18 protein-coding genes and 1 pseudogene are annotated in these 22,287 nt (G+C 61.4%); 12 read left to right on the top strand and 7 right to left on the bottom strand.

Features of this window, described 5'->3' with window-relative positions:
- Positions 1 to 36: 36 nt before the first annotated feature.
- The 3 genes from FW796_RS07310 to FW796_RS07300 are packed head-to-tail and all read left to right on the top strand — an operon-like array spanning position 37 to position 3,626.
- Positions 37 to 954 (top strand): putative 2-dehydropantoate 2-reductase, encoded by a 918-nt coding sequence (locus FW796_RS07310; protein ID WP_446439191.1) that lies wholly within the window; start codon positions 37 to 39, stop codon positions 952 to 954.
- Positions 955 to 999: 45 nt separating this feature from the next.
- Complete coding sequence (locus FW796_RS07305) at positions 1,000 to 3,036, top strand: sensor histidine kinase (RefSeq protein ID WP_346632447.1); 2,037 nt, start codon at positions 1,000 to 1,002, stop codon at positions 3,034 to 3,036.
- A gap of 2 nt (positions 3,037 to 3,038) precedes the next feature.
- Complete coding sequence (locus tag FW796_RS07300) at positions 3,039 to 3,626, top strand: cob(I)yrinic acid a,c-diamide adenosyltransferase (RefSeq protein ID WP_346632448.1); 588 nt, start codon at positions 3,039 to 3,041, stop codon at positions 3,624 to 3,626.
- A gap of 108 nt (positions 3,627 to 3,734) precedes the next feature.
- On the opposite strand, the gene FW796_RS07295 is transcribed toward FW796_RS07300, so the two are convergent.
- The 3 genes from FW796_RS07295 to secA all read right to left on the bottom strand — a co-directional run bounded on the left by FW796_RS07295 (position 3,735) and on the right by secA (position 8,877).
- Positions 3,735 to 4,679: a Nudix family hydrolase gene (locus FW796_RS07295; protein WP_404937541.1), complete on the bottom strand. Its 945-nt coding sequence runs from the start codon at positions 4,677 to 4,679 to the stop codon at positions 3,735 to 3,737.
- A 118-nt stretch (positions 4,680 to 4,797) separates the two neighbouring features.
- A complete protein-coding gene (gene argJ, locus FW796_RS07290; RefSeq protein WP_346632450.1) occupies positions 4,798 to 6,015 on the bottom strand; it encodes a bifunctional glutamate N-acetyltransferase/amino-acid acetyltransferase ArgJ in 1,218 nt (405 codons plus the stop codon).
- Positions 6,016 to 6,135: 120 nt separating this feature from the next.
- Entirely contained in the window at positions 6,136 to 8,877 is a 2,742-nt protein-coding gene (gene secA / locus FW796_RS07285) for a preprotein translocase subunit SecA (RefSeq protein ID WP_346632451.1), read from the bottom strand.
- Between the two features lie 322 nt (positions 8,878 to 9,199).
- Between secA and FW796_RS07280 the strand changes: the two genes are divergently transcribed.
- Positions 9,200 to 9,655 carry a DUF721 domain-containing protein gene (locus tag FW796_RS07280; protein ID WP_123726105.1) on the top strand — a complete coding sequence of 152 codons (456 nt, stop codon included), beginning with the start codon at positions 9,200 to 9,202 and terminating at the stop codon, positions 9,653 to 9,655.
- Positions 9,656 to 9,670: 15 nt separating this feature from the next.
- Here the strand turns inward: FW796_RS07280 and FW796_RS07275 are convergent, their stop codons facing one another.
- Entirely contained in the window at positions 9,671 to 11,158 is a 1,488-nt protein-coding gene (locus FW796_RS07275; RefSeq protein ID WP_346632452.1) for a helicase HerA-like domain-containing protein, read from the bottom strand.
- Positions 11,159 to 11,352: 194 nt separating this feature from the next.
- On the opposite strand from FW796_RS07275, the pseudogene FW796_RS07270 reads away from it, so the two are divergent.
- Together FW796_RS07270 and FW796_RS07265 are read left to right on the top strand one after the other, a co-directional pair.
- Positions 11,353 to 12,384, top strand: a pseudogene (locus tag FW796_RS07270) (HAMP domain-containing protein); the annotation flags it as partial.
- A 93-nt stretch (positions 12,385 to 12,477) separates the two neighbouring features.
- Positions 12,478 to 13,242, top strand: coding sequence for a methyl-accepting chemotaxis protein (locus FW796_RS07265; protein ID WP_371826169.1), 765 nt, complete (start codon positions 12,478 to 12,480; stop codon positions 13,240 to 13,242).
- A gap of 79 nt (positions 13,243 to 13,321) precedes the next feature.
- Here FW796_RS07265 and FW796_RS07260 read toward each other — a convergent pair whose 3' ends face one another.
- Both FW796_RS07260 and purU read right to left on the bottom strand, forming a co-directional pair.
- Positions 13,322 to 13,492 carry a hypothetical protein gene (locus tag FW796_RS07260; protein WP_346632454.1) on the bottom strand — a complete coding sequence of 57 codons (171 nt, stop codon included), beginning with the start codon at positions 13,490 to 13,492 and terminating at the stop codon, positions 13,322 to 13,324.
- A 67-nt stretch (positions 13,493 to 13,559) separates the two neighbouring features.
- Positions 13,560 to 14,408: a formyltetrahydrofolate deformylase gene (gene purU / locus FW796_RS07255; RefSeq protein ID WP_346632455.1), complete on the bottom strand. Its 849-nt coding sequence runs from the start codon at positions 14,406 to 14,408 to the stop codon at positions 13,560 to 13,562.
- Between the two features lie 346 nt (positions 14,409 to 14,754).
- On the opposite strand from purU, the gene mvaT reads away from it, so the two are divergent.
- Positions 14,755 to 15,129, top strand: a complete 375-nt coding sequence (gene mvaT / locus FW796_RS07250; RefSeq protein ID WP_102860539.1) for a histone-like nucleoid-structuring protein MvaT — start codon at positions 14,755 to 14,757, stop codon at positions 15,127 to 15,129.
- A gap of 104 nt (positions 15,130 to 15,233) precedes the next feature.
- Here the strand turns inward: mvaT and sbcB are convergent, their stop codons facing one another.
- The gene (gene sbcB / locus FW796_RS07245) at positions 15,234 to 16,667 is read right to left on the bottom strand and encodes an exodeoxyribonuclease I (RefSeq protein WP_446439190.1); all 1,434 of its coding nucleotides are present in this window, start codon (positions 16,665 to 16,667) and stop codon (positions 15,234 to 15,236) included.
- Positions 16,668 to 16,852: 185 nt separating this feature from the next.
- Here sbcB and FW796_RS07240 point away from each other — a divergent pair, with 185 nt between their 5' ends.
- The 5 genes from FW796_RS07240 to FW796_RS07220 are packed head-to-tail and all read left to right on the top strand — an operon-like array spanning position 16,853 to position 22,274.
- Positions 16,853 to 17,578, top strand: coding sequence for an RDD family protein (locus FW796_RS07240; protein ID WP_446439189.1), 726 nt, complete (start codon positions 16,853 to 16,855; stop codon positions 17,576 to 17,578).
- Complete coding sequence (locus tag FW796_RS07235; RefSeq protein ID WP_346632458.1) at positions 17,575 to 18,555, top strand: stage II sporulation protein M; 981 nt, start codon at positions 17,575 to 17,577, stop codon at positions 18,553 to 18,555. The genes FW796_RS07240 and FW796_RS07235 overlap by 4 nt, the downstream gene beginning before the upstream one ends.
- Positions 18,542 to 20,092, top strand: a complete 1,551-nt coding sequence (locus FW796_RS07230) for a DUF4129 domain-containing protein (RefSeq protein WP_446439188.1) — start codon at positions 18,542 to 18,544, stop codon at positions 20,090 to 20,092. Before FW796_RS07235 ends, FW796_RS07230 begins: the two co-directional genes overlap by 14 nt.
- Positions 20,089 to 21,252 (top strand): DUF4350 domain-containing protein, encoded by a 1,164-nt coding sequence (locus FW796_RS07225; RefSeq protein ID WP_446439187.1) that lies wholly within the window; start codon positions 20,089 to 20,091, stop codon positions 21,250 to 21,252. The genes FW796_RS07230 and FW796_RS07225 overlap by 4 nt, the downstream gene beginning before the upstream one ends.
- Positions 21,249 to 22,274, top strand: coding sequence for an AAA family ATPase (locus tag FW796_RS07220; protein WP_404937545.1), 1,026 nt, complete (start codon positions 21,249 to 21,251; stop codon positions 22,272 to 22,274). The genes FW796_RS07225 and FW796_RS07220 overlap by 4 nt, the downstream gene beginning before the upstream one ends.
- Positions 22,275 to 22,287 lie beyond the last annotated feature (13 nt).

The following is a 22,287-nucleotide window of genomic DNA, read 5'->3' as shown; positions in this document are numbered from 1 at the left end:
GCCCTCTGCGGGGCTGCCAAACAGAGCGAAAACTTGATGTCCACGACCTGGCATGTTCTCGGCGCCGGCAGCCTCGGCACCTTGTGGGCCACCCGCCTGGCCCGCGCCGGCTTGCCGGTACGCCTGATACTGCGCGATCAGGCACGCCTACAGGCCTATCAGGCGGCGGGCGGCCTGACCCTGGTAGAGCAGGGCCAAAGCAGCTTGCAGGCGATTCCCGGGGAAACCTGCGATAGCCCCGCACCTATCCACCGCCTGCTGCTGGCGTGCAAGGCCTACGACGCCGAAGCGGCGGTGGCCAGTATCGCCCCCCGCCTGGCCCAGGGCGCCGAACTGATCCTGCTGCAAAATGGCCTGGGCAGCCAGGACGCGGTGGCCACCAGAGTGCCCAACGCGCGCTGCATCGCCGCCTCCAGCACCGAAGGCGCATTTCGCGATGGTGACTGGCGTGTGGTCTTTGCCGGCCATGGCTACACCTGGCTTGGCGACTCAGGCCACCCTACCCCACCGATCTGGCTGGATGAGTTGAGCGCCAGTGGCATCCCTCACGAATGGAGCACCCAGATACTGACCCGACTCTGGCGCAAGCTGGCGCTCAATTGTGCAATCAATCCTTTGACGGTGCTGCACGACTGCCGCAACGGCGGCCTGCAGCAACACCAATGTGAAGTGGCAACCTTGTGCGCCGAGCTGAGCGAGTTGTTGCAATGCTGCGGACAACCCACCGCGGCGGAAAACCTGCAGCAAGAGGTGGAACGGGTCATCCAGGCCACCGCCGCCAACTACTCCTCGATGCATCAGGATGTGGCCAGTCAACGACGGACCGAAATCAGCTATTTACTGGGCTATGCCTGCCAGGCCGCGGCCCGTCACCGCTTGCAGCTGCCTCATCTGCAACAGTTGCAGCAACGCCTGGTGAGACACCTGCGTCTACGCGGATTGCCCAGCGCCTGAGCAGCGGCTACGCTGCCCACTTGCTCATCTCCAGCGATATAGCCGATGCCATTGCGCCAGCGTCTTGAAAACCTGCCCGTGGGCCAAAAGCTCCTGGCCGCCCTGCTTGTCCTGTTGACCACCGTGCTGTTGGTCGCCAATCTGACCTTTATCAGCGCCGCTTACTGGATATCCCAGGAAAGCATGGCGCCCCAGGCACTGCAGACCATCGGCCGGCTGGTCTCCAACCCGGCCTTGGCGGTACAGGCTCTGAACTCTCCCGAAGATGCACAAAAGCTGCTCAGCGAGCTGGACAGCTATACCCCGCTGCGCGCGGCCGCCCTCTATGACGGCAAGGGCATGCGTCTGGCCCAACTGCAACACGGAGAGCACCTCAAGCTGCCCGAACGCTACCGGCACATCGAAGCCTGGCAACTGACCGAATTTCGCAGCAACCAAGTGATCGCTTTGCCTCGCCCGGGCCAGGCGCCAGGCCATCTGTTGCTGGTGGCCACCAGCGAACTGCCAATGGCGTTCTACACTGGCACCCTCACCGCAAGCCTCGGGATCCTCATTTTCAGCGTGTTGCTGTGGTTGATCATCGCGCGGCAGATCAAGCGCCTGATCACCCAACCGATTCACCAGCTCGAAGTGCTTTCGCGTCAGGTGACTCGCGAGGAGAACTACTCGCTGCGCGCCTCCCGGGGCAACCACGATGAAATCGGCAGCCTGGCGGAAGCCTTCAACACCATGCTGTCGCGTATCGAAGCCCGGGAGCAACAGCTCAAGCGTGCCCGGGACGACTCCCAGGCTGCCTACGATCAGGCCCAGGGACTGGCGGAAGAAACCCGCCATACCAACCGCAAGCTGGAACTGGAAGTCCAGGTGCGCAGCAAGATCGAGAAGAAGCTCACCGGCTTCCAGAACTACCTCAACAGCATCATCGACTCCATGCCCTCGGCGCTGATCGCGCTGGACGAACAGCTGTACGTTACCCAATGGAACCAGGAGGCCAGCGCCCTGTCCGGCACCCGCCTGGACGAAGCCCTGAACCAGCCGATCTTCCTCGCCTTCGAACCCCTCAAACCGTTCCTGCCGCAACTCAAGGAAACCGTCGAGCAACACACCGTCACCAAGGTCGAGCGGGTGACCTGGTTCAAGGATGAGGAGGCCAAGCACTATGCCCTGACCTTCTACCCACTGATGGGCGGCGCCGGACGCGGCGTAGTGATCCGGATCGACGACATCACCCAGCGCCTGTCCCTGGAAGAAATGATGGTGCAATCGGAGAAGATGCTTTCGGTGGGTGGTCTTGCGGCCGGCATGGCCCACGAGATCAACAACCCTTTGGGAGCGATCCTGCACAACGTGCAGAACATTCGCCGCCGGCTATCGCCCGAACTGCCAAAGAACCTCGAACATGCGCAGCAGATCGGCGTCGAACTGCAAACCGTCAATCGCTACCTGGACAGCCGTGAAGTACCACTCCTGCTGGACGGCATTCAACAAGCTGGGGCCCGGGCAGCAAAAATCGTCACCCACATGCTCAGTTTCAGCCGACGCAGCAATCGGCAGATGGCGCCGTGCGACCTGCCGGCACTGATCGACCAGGCGGTAGAAATCGCCAGCAACGACTTCGACCTGGCCATAGGTTTCGACTTCAAGGGCCAGGCCATCATTCGCCAGTTCGACCCGAATCTGGGCCCGGTCCCGGGCACCGCCAACGAACTGGAGCAGGTGCTGCTCAATCTGCTGAAGAACGCAGCCCAGGCCATTCATCAGCGCGATGACGACAGCGAACCGGGACGCATCATCCTGCGTACCCGACTCAATCCGCCCTGGGCGGAAATCCAGGTGGAAGACAACGGTATCGGCATGAGCGAGAGCGTTCGCAAACGCACCTTCGAGCCCTTCTTCACCACCAAGGAGATCGGCCAGGGCACCGGACTCGGACTTTCAGTGTCGTACTTCATCATCACCAACAACCACAAGGGGCAAATGGAAGTGCAATCGACCCGGGGCCAAGGCACCTGCTTTACCTTGCGCCTGCCCCTGGCCAGCAGCCAGCCCCAGATTCAAGAACCCCTACCACTGGAGAACTAAGCATGGGTTTTCGCTTGTCGAAGATTTACACCCGCACCGGCGACAAAGGCGAAACCGGGCTCGGAGACGGCCGCCGGGTTGCCAAGGATCATCCTCGAGTGGAAGCCATTGGTGAAGTCGACACCTTGAACAGCCAGCTGGGACTGCTCCTGGCCGGCCTGGAGGAGCAGGTTGATACCTGCCCGGGCTTCAAGGAAGTCATCGAGGTATTGGCACCCTGTCAGCACCGGCTGTTCGATCTGGGGGGCGAACTGGCAATGCCGGTGTATCAAGCACTCAACGAGGCCGAGGTGGAGCGTCTTGAGGCGGCCATCGATGTCTGGAATGAAGAGCTGGGCCCCCTGGAGAACTTCATCCTGCCCGGTGGTTCGTCACTGATCGCCCAGGCCCATGTTTGCCGCAGCCTGGCTCGCAGCGCCGAGCGTCGCTGCCAACACCTGAATGCGGTGGAACCCTTGCAGGGAGTAGGACTGGCCTACATCAATCGCCTGTCGGACCTGCTGTTTGTCGCCGCACGCCTGATTGCCAAGCGCCAAGGCATCGCCGAAATCCTCTGGCAGGCCGCCGCCAAACCCACCCCCTCTGCGTAGGCGCCGGCTTGCCGGCGAAAAGGTTTGCACAACGCCCAACGACGCCTTCGCTGGCAAGCCAGTTCCTGCATAGACGGCTGCTAGCCAGCGCTGCCACAGAGGATGTCTTCAGTCCTGCGGCCAGAAGGCGCGGATACCGGCAACACCTTGAGCACCGGCTTCCCAGGCTTGCTGACATTCGGCAGGCCCCACGCCCCCCAGCAGATAGACGGGCCTGTTGAAACTGCTGATCAACTGCTGCGCCTGCTCCCAACCCAGGGGTTGGGCATCGGGGTGAGTCTGGGTCGGCTGAACCGGGGACAAGGTCACGAAATCCACATCCATCTGCTGCGCCAGGGACAACTCTTCGGCGTTATGGCAGGAGGCGGCCAGCCAGCGATCATTGCCAAAAGGCCGCCCGGCGCTGGCGTACTTGCGCAATTGCGCCGCAGTAATGTGCCAGCCGGCAGAGGGGAAATCCCCTAGCCACTCGAACGGCCCCTTGAGCATCAACTGCGCCTTGCCCGCACACAGGCCCACTGCGTCCACTGCCAGATCGCGGTACTGGGGATCGTAGCCACCAGGAGCCCGCAACTGAATCAGCTTGCAGCCCTGGGCGATGGCCTTCTGCATGCCACGCAGCAAGGTCGGGGTTTCCAGGCCTTCCGGGGTAATCAGGTAGTGAGCGGGTAAACGCGCTGCAGCGACAATCGGCTGATTGGCTGCGGGGAACTCATAATCGGCCAACTCACGAGGGCTGACCCACGCCAGGGGCTGCCCTTCCGCGCCGTGGGCTTGGCCACTGAACGCCGAGACTTCCCAGACATCCAGCAACACCTGTTTGTCCGGATAGTCGTGCTGCACTTTGATCAGCGGGCGCGCCATCTGTACGACGATGCCCAGCTCTTCCTGCAGTTCACGGGCCAGCGCGGCTTGTACCGCTTCACCGGCCTCGACCTTGCCTCCGGGAAACTCCCACAGGCCACCTTGATGCTGAGTATCGGCACGCCGGGCAATCAGGATCTTGCCGGTGGCATCCCGGATGACGGCCGCAGCCACATGTACTCGTTTCACCGCACTGTTTCCTCTGATCAGGCATTGGGCCTGGCCCTTACAGGCCAGGCGTTGATATGTGCGCTTCGCCGGCAAGCCGGCTCCTACAGTGGGTGGAGCGGCGTTGCCGGAGAGGTTTTTAAGTGCGGTATTCCGCGTTGATCTTCACGTATTCGTGAGACAGGTCCGTGGTCCAGATGGTCTCGCTGCACGTACCACGACCCAGTTCGATGCGAATGGTGATTTCTTCCTGCTGCATCACTGCCGCGCCCTGGGCCTCGGTGTAACTGGCAGCCCGCGCGCCGCGGCTGGCAATGCAGACTTCGCCGAGGAATACATCGATCTTGCTGACATCCAGATCCGTGACGCCAGCACGGCCCACAGCGGCGAGGATGCGACCCCAGTTCGGATCGGAGGCGAACAGGGCCGTCTTGATCAGCGGCGAGTGAGCTACGGTGTAGCCCACGTCCAGGCATTCCTGATGAGTGCCGCCGCCGTTGACTTCAACGGTGACGAACTTGGTTGCACCTTCGCCGTCACGGACGATGGCCTGGGCCACTTCCATGCAAACCTCGAACACCGCCTGTTTCAGGGCAGCGAACAGCGGCCCCTCGGCCTGGGTGATTTCCGGCAGCTTGGCCTGACCAGTGGCGATCAGCATGCAGCAATCGTTGGTCGAGGTATCGCCGTCGATGGTGATGCGGTTGAAAGACTTGTTGGCACCGTCCAGCAACAGGTTCTGCAGCACTTCCCGGGAGACTTTGGCATCGGTGGCGATGTAGCCGAGCATGGTGGCCATGTTCGGACGGATCATCCCCGCCCCCTTGCTGATACCGGTCACGGTGATGGTCACGCCATCGTGCTGGAACTGACGGCTGGCGCCTTTGGGCAGGGTGTCGGTGGTCATGATCCCGGTGGCCGCGGCCGCCCAGTTGTCCACGGACAGGTCATCCAGCGCGGCTTGCAGAGCACCCTCAATTTTCTCTACCGGCAGCGGCTCGCCAATCACGCCGGTGGAATACGGCAGCACAGCGCTGGCATCGACGCCGGTCAGCTCCGCCAGCTTGGCGCAGGTACGGGTTGCAGCAGCCAGGCCCGGCTCGCCGGTACCAGCGTTGGCATTACCGGTGTTGGTCAGCAGATAACGCACCGGCCCCTGCACACGCTGCTTGGCCAGGATCACCGGTGCCGCGCAGAACGCGTTGAGCGTGAACACTCCAGCCACGGTGGAGCCTTCGGCACAGCGCATGACCACCACATCCTTGCGCCCGGGGCGCTTGATGCCGGCCGAAGCGATGCCGAGCTCGAAACCGGCAACCGGGTGCAACGTAGGCAAAGGACCAAGACCAACAGCCATGAATGCGCTCCTCTTATCAGGTGTCTGCACCGTCGTCTCAAAAGACGGTGTTGCAAATGGAAAAACGCCGCGACGGCGGATGCCGTCACGGCGCGGGTGTTTCAGTGTCTGGCGAGGATCTTAGTTGATCTGGCCGTGACAGTGTTTGTACTTCTTGCCCGAACCGCAGTAGCACAGTTCGTTGCGGCCCAGTTTCTGCTCATTGCGCACCGGCGCGGTGGCCAGGGCGACATCAACATCAACCCCCTCTTCCAGCGCTTCCGGCTGATCCAGACCCGGAGCCTCGGCGTGTTCGAACTGCAGACGCTGGGCCAGTGCCTCGGCTTCCTGACGCAGACGCGCCTCTTCTTCGGCCGGATCTTCACGGCGGACCTGCACATGGGACAGGACCCGGATCGAATCGCGCTTGATGGAATCCAGCAACTCGGAGAACAGGGTGAAGGACTCGCGCTTGTACTCCTGCTTCGGGTTCTTCTGCGCATAACCGCGCAGGTGAATACCGTGGCGCAGGTGGTCCATGGTGGACAGGTGGTCTTTCCACAAGTCATCCAGTACCCGCAGTACGATCTGCTTCTCGAAAGAACGCAGCGCTTCGGCACCGGCCTGGTCTTCTTTCTCGTTGTACGCAGCGATCAACTCGTTGAGCAGCTTCTCGCGCAGGGTTTCTTCGTACAGGTGATCGTCTTCGTCGAGCCATTGCTGGATCGGCAGGCTTACACCGAAACCGCTCTGGATCGACTCTTCCAGACCGGCCACGTCCCACTGCTCGGGCAGCGATTGCGGCGGAATATGCGCACTGACTGTGGCATTGAGCACGTCCTGGCGGAAATCGGCGATGGTTTCGCCAATGTTGTCCGCCGCCAACAAGGTGTTGCGCATGTGATAGATCACTTTACGCTGCTCGTTGTTGACGTCGTCGAACTCCAGCAATTGCTTGCGGATGTCGAAGTTGCGGCCTTCCACCTTGCGCTGGGCCTTCTCGATGGCATTGGTCACCATGCGGTGCTCGATCGCCTCGCCGGACTGCATGCCCAATGCCTTCATGAAGTTCTTCACCCGGTCAGAGGCAAAGATACGCATCAGGCTGTCTTCCAGGGACAGGTAGAAGCGGCTGGAACCGGCATCACCCTGACGACCGGCACGACCACGCAGCTGGTTGTCGATACGGCGCGATTCGTGACGCTCGGAAGCGATTACCTGCAGGCCACCGGACTCCAGCACTTGCTGGTGACGCTTCTGCCAGTCGGCCTTGATCTGGGCGATCTGCTCCGGAGTCGGGTTCTCCAGGGAGGCGACCTCCACTTCCCAGTTGCCGCCCAGCAGGATGTCGGTACCACGACCGGCCATGTTGGTGGCGATGGTCAAGGCTCCCGGGCGACCGGCCTGGGCGATGATTTCCGCTTCCTTCTCGTGGAACTTGGCGTTCAGGACCTTGTGCTCGATGCCTTCCTTGTTGAGCAGGTTGGACATGTGCTCGGAAGTTTCGATGGTCGCGGTCCCCACCAGCACCGGACGGCCCTGGGTCATGCATTCCTTGATGTCGTTGATGATCGCGGCGTATTTCTCATCCGCGGTCAGGAACACCAGGTCGTTGTAGTCCTTACGAGCCAGCGGCTTGTTCGGCGGAATCACCATCACCTGCAGGCCGTAGATCTGATGGAACTCGAAGGCTTCGGTGTCGGCGGTACCGGTCATGCCGGACAGCTTGGTGTACAGACGGAAGTAGTTCTGGAAAGTGGTCGAGGCCAGGGTCTGGCTCTCGGCCTGGATGTTGAGGTTTTCCTTGGCTTCGATGGCCTGGTGCAGGCCCTCGGACAGGCGACGACCCGGCATGGTACGGCCGGTGTGCTCATCCACCAGGACCACTTGACCATCCTGAACGATGTATTCGACGTTGCGATTGAACAGCTTGTGGGCACGCAGGCCGGCATAAACGTGGGTCAGCAGGCCCAGGTTGTGGGCCGAATACAGGCTTTCGCCTTCCGCCAGCAGGCCGACCTGGGTCAGCATTTCTTCGATGAACTGGTGACCGGCTTCGTTGAGCTCGACCTGACGGGTCTTCTCGTCGACAGTGAAGTGACCGGCCTTGGTGACCTGGCCTTCCACTTCCTCGATGTGCTGCTCCAGGCGCGGGATCAGCTTGTTGATTTCGGTGTACAGGCGGGAACTGTCTTCAGCCTGACCGGAAATGATCAACGGAGTACGGGCTTCGTCGATGAGGATCGAGTCGACTTCGTCGATCACGGCAAAATTGAGCTCGCGCTGGAACTTGTCTTCCATGCTGAAAGCCATGTTGTCGCGCAGGTAGTCAAAACCGAATTCGTTGTTGGTGCCGTAAGTGATGTCGGCGGCGTAGGCGGCACGTTTCTCTTCAGGCGGCTGGAACGGCGTAACCACGCCGACGCTCAGGCCGAGGAATTCGTACAGCGGGCGCATCCAGTTGGCGTCACGACGCGCCAGATAGTCATTCACCGTCACAACGTGCACGCCCTTGCCGGACAATGCGTTGAGGTACACACCCAGGGTGGCTACCAGGGTCTTGCCCTCACCGGTGCGCATCTCGGCGATCTTGCCTTCATGCAAGGTCATGCCACCGATCAACTGCACGTCGAAGTGACGCATACCCATGATGCGCTTACCGGCTTCACGGGCGACCGCGAAGGCTTCGGGAAGCAGTTTGTCGAGGGTTTCACCCTTGGCGATACGGGCCTTGAACTCGGCGGTCTTGGCACGCAATTGATCGTCCGAAAGGGCCACCATTTGCTCTTCGAAGGCATTGACGATCTGTACCGTCTTGAGCATGCGTTTGACTTCACGCTCGTTCTTGCTTCCAAAAAGTTTCTTTAACAAAGGCGCAAACATATCGGCAGGATCTTCCACACATAGGGTTGGAGGGCGGCCCCGTGAGTCGCCCGAGCAGCCCTCATGGCCGCATGCGAACGAGCATTCTACCCGGAAACGATGGTGAGGAAAGTGGCGTTATTCCACGATGCTGGCACAGCGCTGTGACGGGGCTCACCTAAAATAAGGGCTTTTTGCCGAACTTCAAGCCCATTGACCACAGAACTTAATGATTACGATCAGCAAAGCGCCAGAAAGTAGTCAAAGTACGAAAAAGCAATGAGCCCGGTGCCCCGGGTGCTTTCTGCTACCATGGCGCCTCTGTAACTTCAGGTTTCTGATCATGGCATTTCGCCCCCTTACGGCACGCGCGCCCGCCGTTCTTCTTCGCGAAGCCAAGCCACTCAAAGCCATACTCGGCCACGCCCAGCGCCTGGCGCATCTGCAGCGCCTGCTGGAGAGCCAATTGCAACCGGCCGCTCGCGAACATTGCCACGTCGCCTCCTGGCGAGAAGGCAGCTTGCTGCTGATCGTGACCGATGGCCACTGGGCTACGCGTCTTCGCTATCAGCAAAAACGCCTGCAGCGCCAACTGCTGGAGTTCAATGAGTTCAGCAACCTCACGCGCATCCTGTTCAAGGTCCAGCCTCCCACGGTCCAACAGGGCGCAGCGGGGCATACCATGGATCTGTCGAACAACGCCGCCGCAACCATCCAGGCCACAGCCGAAGGCATCACCGATCCCAATCTGCGCGCCGCCTTGGAGCGCCTGGCCAGCCACGCCAAACCGCGGGGCTGATCCAGACGCCAGGCTTCAGCGCCGCTTGCTGCCGCCCAGCAACGACCCCATCAGGCCCCTGACCAATTGCCGACCCAACTGATTGGCCGCCTGACGCATGGCCGACTTCAATGCCTGCCCGGCGGCAGTGCCGAGGAACTCACCCGCCCGATCAGCCAGGCTCGGTTCTTCAGCGACGGGCTTGTCGGGCGTCGCCTGCGCTTCAGGCGCCAGGTCCTTGCGCCCCATCAGCACCTCATAGGCAGACTCGCGATCGATAGGCTTGTCATAACGGCCCTGTAACGGCGAACTGGCGATCAGGGCCTTGCGTTCGGTCTCCGTCAACGGTCCGATTCGCGATTGCGGTGGTGCCACCAGCACGCGCTGCACCATCTCCGGCGTCCCCTTGTCTTGCAGGGTCCCTACCAACGCCTCGCCAATGCCCAACTCAGTGAGCACCGCCAGCGCGTCAAAGTCCGGGTTTGGACGGAAACCATCGGCCACAGCCCGTAACGACTTCTGCTCCTTGGCGGTGAACGCCCGCAAGCCATGCTGAATACGCAGCCCCAGTTGAGCCAGCACATCGTCCGGCAGATCCCCTGGCGATTGGGTGACGAAATACACCCCCACCCCCTTGGAGCGAATCAGCCGTACCACCTGCTCCAATCGATCCTGCAGAGCCTTGGGAGTGCCTGCGAACAGCAAGTGGGCTTCATCGAAAAACAGGGCCAGTACAGGCTTGTCCGCATCACCACGTTCCGGCAATTGCTCGAACAATTCAGCCAGCAGCCATAAAAGGAAGGTCGCATAGACTTTCGGCGCCTCGTGCACCAAACGACTCGCGTCCAACAGATGAATCCGTCCACGGCCATCGGCAGCTGGCTGCAGAATGTCTTCCAGTTGCAACGCGGGCTCGCCGAACAGAGCTTCCGCCCCTTGCTGCTCCAGGGTCGCCAGACGCCGCAACAGCGCCTGACTGGACCCCGTGGTCATCAGCGCCGCATCATCTCCCAGCAGTTGAGGGTGGTCCTTGAGGTGATTGAGCAGCGCCTTGAGATCCTTCAAGTCCAGCAACAACAGCCCTTCACGGTCCGCCACCTTGAACGCCGCATACAGCGCCGACTGCTGACTGTCGGTGAGCTCAAGCAGGCTGCCCAGCAATAGCGGGCCCATTTCGCTCAAGGTGGTGCGCAAGGGATGGCCGGACTGACCATGGATATCCCACAGTGTTACCGGATACGCCTGAGGCTTATGTTCAAGCCACGGCATGCCGGCGATCCGTTCGGCGATCTTGCCCTGTGGATTGCCCGCCGCCCCCAGCCCGCACAGATCGCCCTTGATATCCGCGGCGAATACCGCCACCCCGGCGTCACTGAAGGCCTCAGCCAGGCGCTGCAAGGTCACGGTCTTGCCAGTACCGGTGGCACCCGCCACCAGACCATGGCGGTTGGCCAGGCGCATGGCCTGAGCGATCGGCTGACCACCAAGGTCGGCACCGATAACGAGTTGCGATGAGTCAGGCATTTTGTCACCCCTGGTTAATCTTTGGCCTTACACGGTCGATATGAAGAAATGATGGATCAGAAGTATCTGAAATAAAGGTCAGGTAATTCCTTTGGGATAGATGGAGATATCAGCTTACTTATAACACCGCCCATTTTGCGCGCTTTTCCAACCCGATGCCCTGGACTCAAAGACCTTAGCGGACACACCAAGCCATGAACAAAAATCTGCGCTTCAGCCACAAGATCCTGCTTGCCGCCTCGCTGATCGTCATAGCTGCATTTGCGCTATTCACGCTCTACAACGATTACCTGCAACGCAACGCCATTCGTGATGATCTGGACAACTATCTTCAGGAAATGGGCGACGTTACGGCAAAAAATATTCAGACCTGGCTCGCCGGCCGCGCCTTGCTGATCGAGAACATCTCGCAATCGGTGGCTCTCAACCCCGACCCGACCAATGTCAGCAACCTGCTGGAACAGAAGTCCGTGAGCTCAACCTTCATGGGGGCTTACCTGGGCAACAAGGACGGCACCTTCATCATCCGCCCGGACAGCAAGATGCCCGACGGCTACGACCCTCGCGCACGCCCCTGGTACAAGAGTGCCGAGAGCACCAACGGCTCGGCCCTGACCGAACCCTATATCGACCTGGCCTCCGGCCAACTGGTGATCTCGATTGTCGACAGCGTGCTCAAGGCCGGCCAGCGGATTGGTGTAGTGGGCGGCGACCTGAGCCTGCAGGTGATTGCCGACAGCATCAATGCCCTGGACTTCGACGGCATGGGCTACGCCTTCCTGATCAGCGCCGACGGCAAGATCCTGGTGCACCCGGACAAGAACCTGGTGATGAAGAATCTCAAGGACGTCTATCCCCAGGACACCCCGCGCATCAGCAGCGAGCTCAGTGAGATCAGCGTCGACGGCAAAACCCGCATCGTCACCTTCACCCCGATCAAGGGCCTGTCTTCGGTGAACTGGTACATCGGCCTGTCGGTGGACAAGGACAAGGCTTTCGCCATGCTCAGCGAATTCCGCACCTCGGCCCTGATCGCCACCCTGACCGCCGTGGCCCTGACCATCGCCCTGCTGGGCCTGCTGATACGCTTGCTGATGCAGCCCCTGCACGTAATGACCCGTGCCATGCAAGACATCGCCGACGGCGAAGGCGACCTGACCCGCCGCCTGAACATCCACAACCAGGACGAGTTCGGCATCCTCGGTACGGCCTTCAACCGCTTTGTCGAACGTATCCACGGTTCGATCCGCGAAGTGTCCTCCGCCACCGAGCATGTCAACGAAGTAGCTCTGCGGGTGGTCAGCGCCTCCAACTCATCGATGCTCAACTCCGATGAGCAGGCCAGTCGCACCAACAGTGTCGCCGCGGCCATCAATCAACTGGGCGCCGCAGCCCAGGAAATCGCCCGTAATGCCGCCCAGGCCTCGCAGCAGGCCAGCGACGCCCGCAACCTGGCTGAAGACGGCCAGCAGGTGGTGGATCGCAGCATCCAGGCGATGAACCAGCTATCGGACATGATCAGCGCCTCCAGCAGCAACATCGAGACCCTGAACAGCAAGACAGTGAACATCGGGCAGATTCTCGAAGTCATCACCAGCATCTCCCAACAGACCAACCTGCTGGCACTCAACGCCGCCATTGAAGCCGCCCGTGCGGGTGAAGCCGGCCGCGGATTTGCCGTGGTTGCCGACGAAGTGCGCAACCTGGCTCACCGCACCCAGGAGTCGGCGCAGCAGGTGCAGACCATGATTGAGGAACTGCAAGTGGGCGCCCGCGAGTCGGTGAGCACCATGAGCAATAGCCAGCGTCACAGCCAGGACAGCGTAGAGATCGCCAACCAGGCTGGAGAGCGGCTGAACAGCGTGACCCAGCGCATCGGTGAAATCGACGGCATGAACCAGTCGGTGGCTACCGCCACTGAGGAACAGACCTCGGTGGTGGAGTCCATCAACATGGACATCACCGAAATCAATACGCTGAACCAGGAAGGCGTGGAAAACCTCCAGGCGACACTGCGGGCCTGCTCCGATCTGGAACAGCAAGCAGCGCGCTTGAAGCATCTGGTGGGCAGCTTCAGGATTTGATGGCGGGCCTCAGGGCCCTTTAGTCGGCAAGCCGGCTCCTAGAGGAGGAGCCGATTGCCAACCATGACAGGCAAACCACTCACTGCGGCTCCGGTGGCGGCTCCTGCTGCAACTGCTCCCACAGTTGGGCGGCCCCAGGAAACTCGGTGCCGTCATCGGCATCAAGTTCGTCGGGGTCGTAGCGGCTCAAGCACCCCTCGCCGAGGGTGGCAGGGGCCTGGGAAGTGGCTTTATCCAGTGGATCGGTCATCGGACTGACCTCGTGATTTACAGAACCAGGACCGGGATATTGCCCCCCGCTCCTGGTTTTTTTTCAATCAGAACACCACGGTCTTGTTGCCGTGCACCAGCACGCGGTCTTCCAGGTGGTAGCGCAGGCCGCGGGCCAGGACCATCTTCTCCACATCACGACCAAAACGCACCATATCCTCGATGCTGTCGCTGTGACTGACTCGTACCACGTCCTGCTCGATGATCGGGCCGGCATCCAGCTCTTCGGTGACGTAGTGGCAGGTGGCGCCAATCAGCTTCACCCCACGCAGAGAAGCCTGGTGGTAAGGCTTGGCACCGACGAAGGACGGCAGGAAGCTGTGGTGGATGTTGATCACCTTGTGCGCATATTCGCTGCACAACGCCGGCGGCAGGATTTGCATGTAGCGCGCCAGCACTACCACTTCGGCGTCGTGCTGCTTGACCAGGCGCGACACCTCGGAGAATGCCGGCTCCTTGTCCTGAGGATTGACCGGTACGTGGTAATAAGGAATGCCATGCCACTCGACCATGCTGCGCAGGTCATCGTGGTTGGAGATCACACAGACGATCTCACAGTCCAGCTCATCGCTGTGCCAGCGGTGCAACAAGTCGGCCAGGCAATGGGACTCACGACTGGCCATGAGCACCACACGCTTCTTCTCGGCGGTATCAGTGATCCGCCAGTCCATCGAGAACTCTTCAGCGATCGGCGCAAATGCCTCGCGAAAAGCCTCCAGGCCAAAAGGCAGGGAATCGGCACGAATCTCGTGGCGCATGAAGAACCAGCCACTGAGGTTGTCCGAGTGGTGGCTCGCTTCGGTGATCCAACCGTTATGGGAGGCCAGAAAGTTACTGACTTTGGCAACGATGCCAACGCGGTCAGGGCAAGAAATCACCAACCGAAAGGTGCGCATGAGGGGGAAACTCCAGAACTTCGCAAAGGTCGCCATTCTAGCCACTACGCGAAAAAACTGCAGTATCCATTGCGCCCCGGGCCTTGATTAGATTGGCAAACGCACCTTCAAACGCCTTATCGACTGCCACTGCGACGACAGATACCGACACTTGCCAATAGCGCATAACTAATTTGTGAATAGCGCAATCGAACCCATCGACCTATTAAATACCGAAATGATTTTTACGCCTAAACACACTAAGAGAGACAAATAAAACAGCGGTATTATGTTTACTTGCACATACTCTCTGACTATTATTGCGACATTGTCACCCAGCCACTCAGCGCTCAATAAGGTAGTCCACATGTCCCTGATCAACGAATACCGTGCTACAGAAGAAGCCATTAAAGAACTGCAAGCACGTTTGAAGAACCTGTCCCAAGACGACAAACTGAAAACCGAACTGGAATTCGAAGGCAAACTGCGCAGCCTGATGGGCGAGTACTCCAAGTCCCTGCGCGACATCATCGCCCTGCTGGATCCGGACTCGAAAGTTAAAGCACCACGTGCCGCAGTAAAAACCACCGGCACCAAGCGTGCCCGTAAAGTTAAACAGTACAAAAACCCGCACAATGGTGAAGTCATCGAAACCAAAGGCGGCAACCACAAGACTCTGAAAGAGTGGAAAGCCAAGTGGGGCGGCGATGTGGTTGAAGGCTGGGCAACCCTGCTGGGCTAAGCCTTGCCAGTGAGCGCCCGGGCTCTTGCAGCCTGACTGAAAAACGCCAGTCCGCTGGCGTTTTTTTATGCCCCGGCGACCTGTTCCAGGCCCGGGGCACTCCCTCAAAGAGCCAGACGTCCAGCCAGGGCCCGAACATGCTCCTGCCACTCATCCAGCACCTGACGCTGCTTCGGATCAGCACTTAACAACGATTGCTCAAGTCCCTGAGCGAAACTTTCCAGGGTATTGGGCGCGCCGAGTTTCGGGTCAAGCAAACGCTGCTGACAGAAACCGCGCCAACGCTCTTGCTCGGTTTTATCCAATGTCTCCGGAAAGTTGCGGGCACGGTAGCGAAAGAGCAATTCAGGTAAGCGCTCATCATCAAATGGCCACTGTTGCTGAGCCAAATGCAACGGATCGGCCTCACGCACTTGCTCACACAAACGCCGATCGCGATCGCCAATAAAGCCGTCGTACAACTGTTGCTCCGGGTCCTCACTGGCAGCGAACTCATCAGGGCCGTAAATCACCGAAAGTTTATCCCGCCAAACTTCCTGGGCTTCAGTCAAAAGCACCCCACGGCGCTGGTACTGCTCCATGTCCAAGTGCAGCCGTTGTTGATCCTCCGCGCGCAGGACACTCAATGGCGCCACTACCGGGCAGCGATTGATATGGATGAGTTTCAACGGCACTGGCAGCTCACCGTCCAGAAGATCTTCGCGCCGCGTATATAAACGCTGACGCAAGGTTTCGGCATCCAGGTCCAGTAGCCCCTGCGGGTCCAGATGCAGATCACAGACGATCAGCGCATTGCGGTTGCGTGGATGCCAGGCCAGGGGCAGCACCACCCCGATATAGTGCCGTGCCGCAGAGAAACGCCCGGAAATATGCACCAGAGGCTGCAGCAGGCGGATCTGATCCATCACCCGCTGCTTGCTGCGCAGTTGAAACAGCCAGTCATAGAGCTTGGGTTGCTTGTCGCGAATCAGGCGCGCCAGGGCAATGGTGGCACGGACATCGGACAGCGCATCGTGGGCCTGGCCGTGGTCGATACCATTGGCGGCGGTCAGGCGCTCCAGCTTGAGAGTCACCTGCCCCTGCCCCTGCTCCTGCGGCCAGACGATACCCTCGGGACGCAGAGCATAGGCCGTGCGCACCACATCGATCAGGTCCCAGCGGCTGTTGCCGCCTTGCCACTCCCGGGCATAGGGATCGAAGAAGTTGCGGTACAAGCTGTAGCGGGTCACCTCATCGTCGAAACGCAGGGTGTTGTAGCCGACACCGCAAGTACCCGGACGCGCCAGTTGCCCGTGCACCCGGGTCATGAAGTCCGCCTCGCTCAAGCCCTGCGCCGCCAGACGGCTCGGGGTGATGCCGGTGATCATGCAGGCCACCGGGTGCGGCAGGATATCGTCGCTGGGCTGGCAGTAGAGGTTGACCGGCTCGTCGATCTCATTGAGCGCCAGATCGGTGCGAATGCCGGCCACTTGCAACGGGCGATCGCTGCGAGGATTGATGCCGGTGGTTTCGTAGTCGTACCAAAAGAGGGAAGTCACGGCCTGTTCCTGAACTGAAAGACCGCCGCAGTCTAGGCGCTCAAGCGCCACCAGGGCCAGCCGCGCGTCCAGGCATTACCCAGACCGGGGCATCGAATTCGTAGTTAATGATGTCGTTTGCCCCTCAGACACTGCTAGCATCGGCGCTGGATTTTTCTCTACCAGGCCAAGCCGACAAGTTGCCCATGCTTGAGACGACAGCAACGCCAAGGAACGCATCGCTGCACCCGCCACTGGATACGCGGTATCAGGTCGAAACCCCCGAGGGCATCGACCTGCCACTGCGACCTGCGGGACTGCTGGTCCGTACCCTGGCGTTTTCCCTCGACCTGGGTATTCGCGGGCTGGTGCTGGGCCTGCTGTTGATTGTCCTGGGCTTTTTCGGCGAGATCGGTATCGGCCTCGGCTCAATCCTGCTGTTCCTGATCAGCTGGTGGTACATGGTGCTGTTCGAGGTACTGAACCAGGGTCGCTCTCCCGGTAAACAACTGATGGGGCTACGGGTGGTACAGGACGATGGCACCCCCATCGGCTGGAGCGCCTCCCTGACTCGCAACCTGTTGCGCTTTGCCGACATGCTGCCGTTCGGCTACTTCCTCGGCGCAATCAGTTGCCTGCAGCACCCGACCTTCAAGCGCCTCGGCGACCTGGCCGCCGGCACCCTGGTGATCTACCGCGAGCAGTCGGTCAAGCGACCGGAACTGCGAGCCGCCGTACCCCGTTCCGCGCCTTTTGCCCTGAGTCTGAATGAACAACGAGCGATTCTCGAGTTTGCCGAACGCCAGAGTCAGCTGTCGGCCGAACGGACCGGGGAACTGGCGGCGATCCTCGCGCAGCCGCTGCATGTACCCACCGCCCAGGCCACTGCCGAACTCAATGGCATCGCTCGCGGTTTTCTGGGAACGACATGAAACAAAGCCTTTTCGAAAACCGTCACCAGGCGCAATGGCAACAGTTCGAGCATCTGCTGGACCAGTTGGAGCGCCGCCGAGCCAAAGCCGAGGACTGCCAGAGCTTCGTCCAGGACTACCGTCGCCTGTGCCAGCACCTGGCCCTGGCTCAGGAGCGCGGCTACAGCAGCTACCTGATCGACCCCCTGCAGCAACTGGCTTTGCGCGGCCATCAGCAGTTGTACCGTCAACGCACCGCTATCAGCGCCAATATCCTGGGTTTCGTACTGGCCGGCTTTCCTCGCCTGGTGCGCCAGGAATGGCGCCTGGTGCTGATCGCCAGCCTGCTGTTCTTTGGCAGCCTGCTGGGTATAGGGCTGCTGGTGTACCTGTTTCCCGAGCTGATCTACAGCCTGGTGAGCCAGCAACAGGTGACGGAAATGCAGGGCATGTACGACCCCAGCGCCGGACGCCTGGGACGGGCTGCCGAACGCGCCTCCAGTGAAGACTGGGTGATGTTCGGCTACTACATCATGCATAACATCGGCATCGCCTTTCAGACCTTTGCCAGCGGTTTGCTGTTCGGTCTGGGTAGCGTGTTCTTCCTGTTTTTCAACGGTCTGATGATCGGCGCCATCGCCGGCCATCTGACCCAGATCGGCTTCGGCCAGACCTTCTGGCCCTTCGTCATCGGTCACGGTGCCTTCGAACTGAGCGCCATTGCCCTGTCCGGGGCGGCCGGCCTGAAACTGGGCTGGGCGCTGATTGCCCCCGGTCGCCTGAGCCGCGGCGAAGCCCTGTTGCAGGCCGCGCGGATCAGCGTGCAACTGGTCTACGGGGTCATCGTATTCCTGCTGATCGCGGCCTTTATCGAAGCCTACTGGTCCTCCATGACCTGGCCCGCGGCCTGGATCAAATACAGCGTCGGCGCCGTCCTGTGGAGCCTGGTGGCGGCGTACCTGACCCTGGCCGGACGTGAATCCCATGCGCCTGAGTGACGCCAGCGTGACGATCCGCCCACGCACCCCCTGGGAAGCCATGGACCTGGGCGTACTGCTGAGCCAGCGCCACCGACGCCTGCTGATGACCAGCTGGGCCATCGTCAGCCTGCCGGTGTTCGCCCTGCTGAGCCTGCTGCTGTGGCAATCCCCATCCTTGGCAGTGCTGTTGTTCTGGTGGCTGAAACCGGCCTTCGAACGCTTGCCGCTGTTCATCCTCTCCAAAGCCCTGTTCGGGGAAACCCCAAGCCTGGGAGAGGCGCTGAGGCAATGGCCACGCCTGCTCAAGCCACAACTGCTGGCCAGTCTGACCTGGCGCCGCTTCAGCATGAGCCGCAGCTTTGTCATGCCGGTGGTGCAACTCGAAGGCCTGACTGGCGACGCCCGGCAACAACGCCTGGCGGTCCTGCTGCAGCGCAACACCGGGGCCGCACGCTGGTTGACCCTGATCGGCATGCACCTGGAGGGCGCCTTGTGGATTGGCCTGATGGTGCTGTTCTACCTGTTGCTGCCGCAACAGATCGAGCTGGACTGGAACTGGCAGAGCCTGGTCATCGCCGCTCAGCAGGACTGGCTCTGGCTGGAACACCTGACCAACGCCTTCTACGCCCTGGTCCTGGTGATCTGGGAACCGATCTACGTGGCCTGTGGCTTCAGCCTGTACCTCAACCGCCGCACCGAGCTCGAGGCCTGGGACATCGAACTGGTTTTCCGCCGCCTGCGCCAGCGTCTGGCAGGCACCGCGGCGCTGCTGCTGGTGGCCGGCCTGATGCTGGCGACGCCAGGCCCATCGCTCTGGGCAGCCACCACCAGCAGTTCCGTGGCCGGCCCCGAAGTGCCCCGACTGCAGCAGCAACCTCTGACCAGCAAGGCCTCGAAGGACAGCATCCAGGGCATCCTGGAAAAGCCGCCATTCAAGAACCAGGAATCGGTCACCCGCTACCGCTTCGGCGAAGAACAGGCACAGAAGAAAGACGCCAAGGGCAAGCCGCCGGGCTGGCTCAAGAGCCTGTTGGAAAACCTCGACAACAACAGCTTCGGCAGCCTCGCCAAGGGCCTGGAAATCCTCCTCTGGGGCTTGCTGCTAGGGGCCCTGGGCTGGCTGATCTGGCGCTACCGCGATTGGCTGCGTGCCTTTGTCAGCCGCCGTCCGCTACCGCGCAAGAAACGCCCCGCCGCGATACCCCAACAACTGTTCGGTCTGGACGTCAGCAGCGAAACCCTGCCCGCCGATGTGGCCGCCCGCGCCGAGGAGCTCTGGTCAAACCAGCCCCGGGAAGCCCTGGGCCTGCTGTATCGGGCACTGCTCAGTCGCCTGCTGGAAGACTTTCATCTGCCCCTCAGCGTGGCCGATACCGAAGGCCAGGTACTGGAGCGGATCAAGGCCTTGCAGCAACCGCCCCTGGAAGCCTTCAGCCGCGAGCTGACCAAGCACTGGCAGAACATGGCCTACGGGCACCGGGTTCCCGGCGCCGATCTGCAGCCGCAACTGTGCGACGCCTGGCGCAGCCTGTTCGGCCCAGGAGCGCCCGCATGAAACGCTATCTATGGGGCAGCCTGGCCCTGTTGCTGATCCTGGTACTGGGAGCCGCCGGCTACTACCTGTACCAACAGGCCACGCCTTATCAGGAACTCATCGATCACGGACCGTCTCCCGAAGCCCAGGCCAATCCCTACCTGGCCGCCGAGATGTTTATGCGCGAACGCGGCCTCAAGGTCGATCACGCCAACGGCCTGGAAGTACTGGCCACCTTGAAGCCCGCCGGCAACAGCCTGCTGTTGCTGGGAGAGCGCTCGAACATGAGCCCGCGCCAGGTCGACCAGGTGCTGGATTGGGCCCGTGCCGGTGGTCGGCTGATCTTTGTCGCCGAAGCCCTGTGGGACGATGACACCCAACAAAGCGGTGACCTGCTGCTGGATCGGGTGCAGATCCATCAACAGCTCAGCGAGGACCTTGAGGAACCGCCGGAACAGGAAGCCAACGACGCCTTTCCAAAGCTGACCAAAGTCTATCTGGAAGACGAACAGGCCCCGGCCTACATCGGCTTCGACACTGCCTTCCACCTGGACGACCCGGACAGCCTGGCCCAATCCTGGGCCAACAGCGGCGTGGCCACCCACATGATCCAGCTCGACTACGGCCAGGGTTCGGTCACCGTGCTGACCGACGCCGACATCTGGAAAGCCCCGGCCATCGGCCTGTACGACAACGCCTGGCTGCTGTGGTACCTCAATACCGATACGGCAGTAACCCTGCTGTTCAACACTGACCACCCGAGCCTGTGGCAATTGCTCTGGCGCTATTTCCCCCAGGCGTTGGTCGCCCTGGCCCTATTGATCGGCCTGTGGCTATGGCAGGCCGGTAGCCGCCAGGGTCCGTTGCTGGCACCGGCGCCCAAGGCCCGGCGTCAACTGCGTGAACACCTGCGCGCCAGCGCCGACTTCATCCTGCGCCATGGCGGCCAGGGCCCACTGCTACAGGCCCTGCAACTGGATATCCGGCGCCGGACCCGACGTCGTCATCCGGGTTTCGAACAGCTGGAGCCCGAAGCCCAGTGGGACGTGCTCGCCCTCCTCAGCCACCAGCCTGTCGCTGCTGTGCGCCAAGCCCTGCAACCCTTGTCCGGGCAGCGCCTTTCCGGTGCTGACTTCAGCCACCAGGTCGCCCACCTGCAAACTCTCAGGAATGCCCTATGAGCGAACAACCCGTCGAACCCCTTGACTCCTCTGAGGCACCTCAGCCCCAGGTCCATGTCGCCCAGCAGCGGCAACGGGCCAGCCAGCTGGCGCAGGCGGTGCGCCAGGAACTGCAGAAGGTGGTGATCGGCCAGGAGGCCGTGATCGATGATGTGCTGACGGCGCTGATCGCCGGTGGCCACGTACTGCTCGAAGGCGTCCCTGGTCTGGGCAAGACGCTGCTGGTACGGGCCCTGGCCCGCTGCTTCGGCGGTGAGTTCGCACGGATCCAGTTCACCCCGGACCTGATGCCCAGCGATGTCACCGGCCACGCGGTGTACGACCTGCAGACCGAGCAGTTCAAACTGCGCAAGGGGCCGCTGTTCACCAATCTGCTGTTGGCGGACGAAATCAACCGCGCCCCGGCCAAGACCCAGGCCGCTCTGCTGGAAGCCATGCAGGAACGCCAGGTGACCCTGGAAGGCCGGGCCCTGCCCATCGCCCAGCCATTCATGGTCCTGGCGACCCAGAACCCCATCGAGCAGGAAGGCACCTACCCGCTGCCGGAAGCTGAACTGGACCGTTTCATGCTCAAGTTGCGGATGGACTACCCGGACGCCGAGGAGGAGCTCAACATGGTTCGCCAGGTGGCTCGCTCGACCCGCGCCGACATGCTCGATGTCCAGCCCCTGCGTACCGTGCTCCAGGCCAAGGACGTGCTGGCCCTGCAGCGCATCGCCAGCGAGCTGCCTCTGGACGAACAGGTGCTCGACTATGCCGTGCGCCTGGCCCGGGCCACCCGCAGCTGGCCCGGACTGACTCTCGGCGCCGGCCCGCGAGCCTCCATTGCCCTGGTGCGCGGAGCCCGGGCTCGGGCCCTGCTGCGGGGCGGCGAATTCGTGATTCCGGATGACATCAAGGGCTGTGCCCTGGCCGTACTGCGGCATCGGGTACGGGTCGCTCCGGAACTGGATATCGAAGGGCTATCGGTGGAACAGGTGCTCAAGCAGATGCTCGAGCAGATTCCGGCACCGCGTCTGTGAGCCGCCCACACTG

It is taken from the genome of Pseudomonas sp. 910_21, assembly GCF_052850735.1.
Note: the sequence above shows the minus strand (reverse complement) of the source record. Positions and strands in the feature narration are given on the sequence as shown.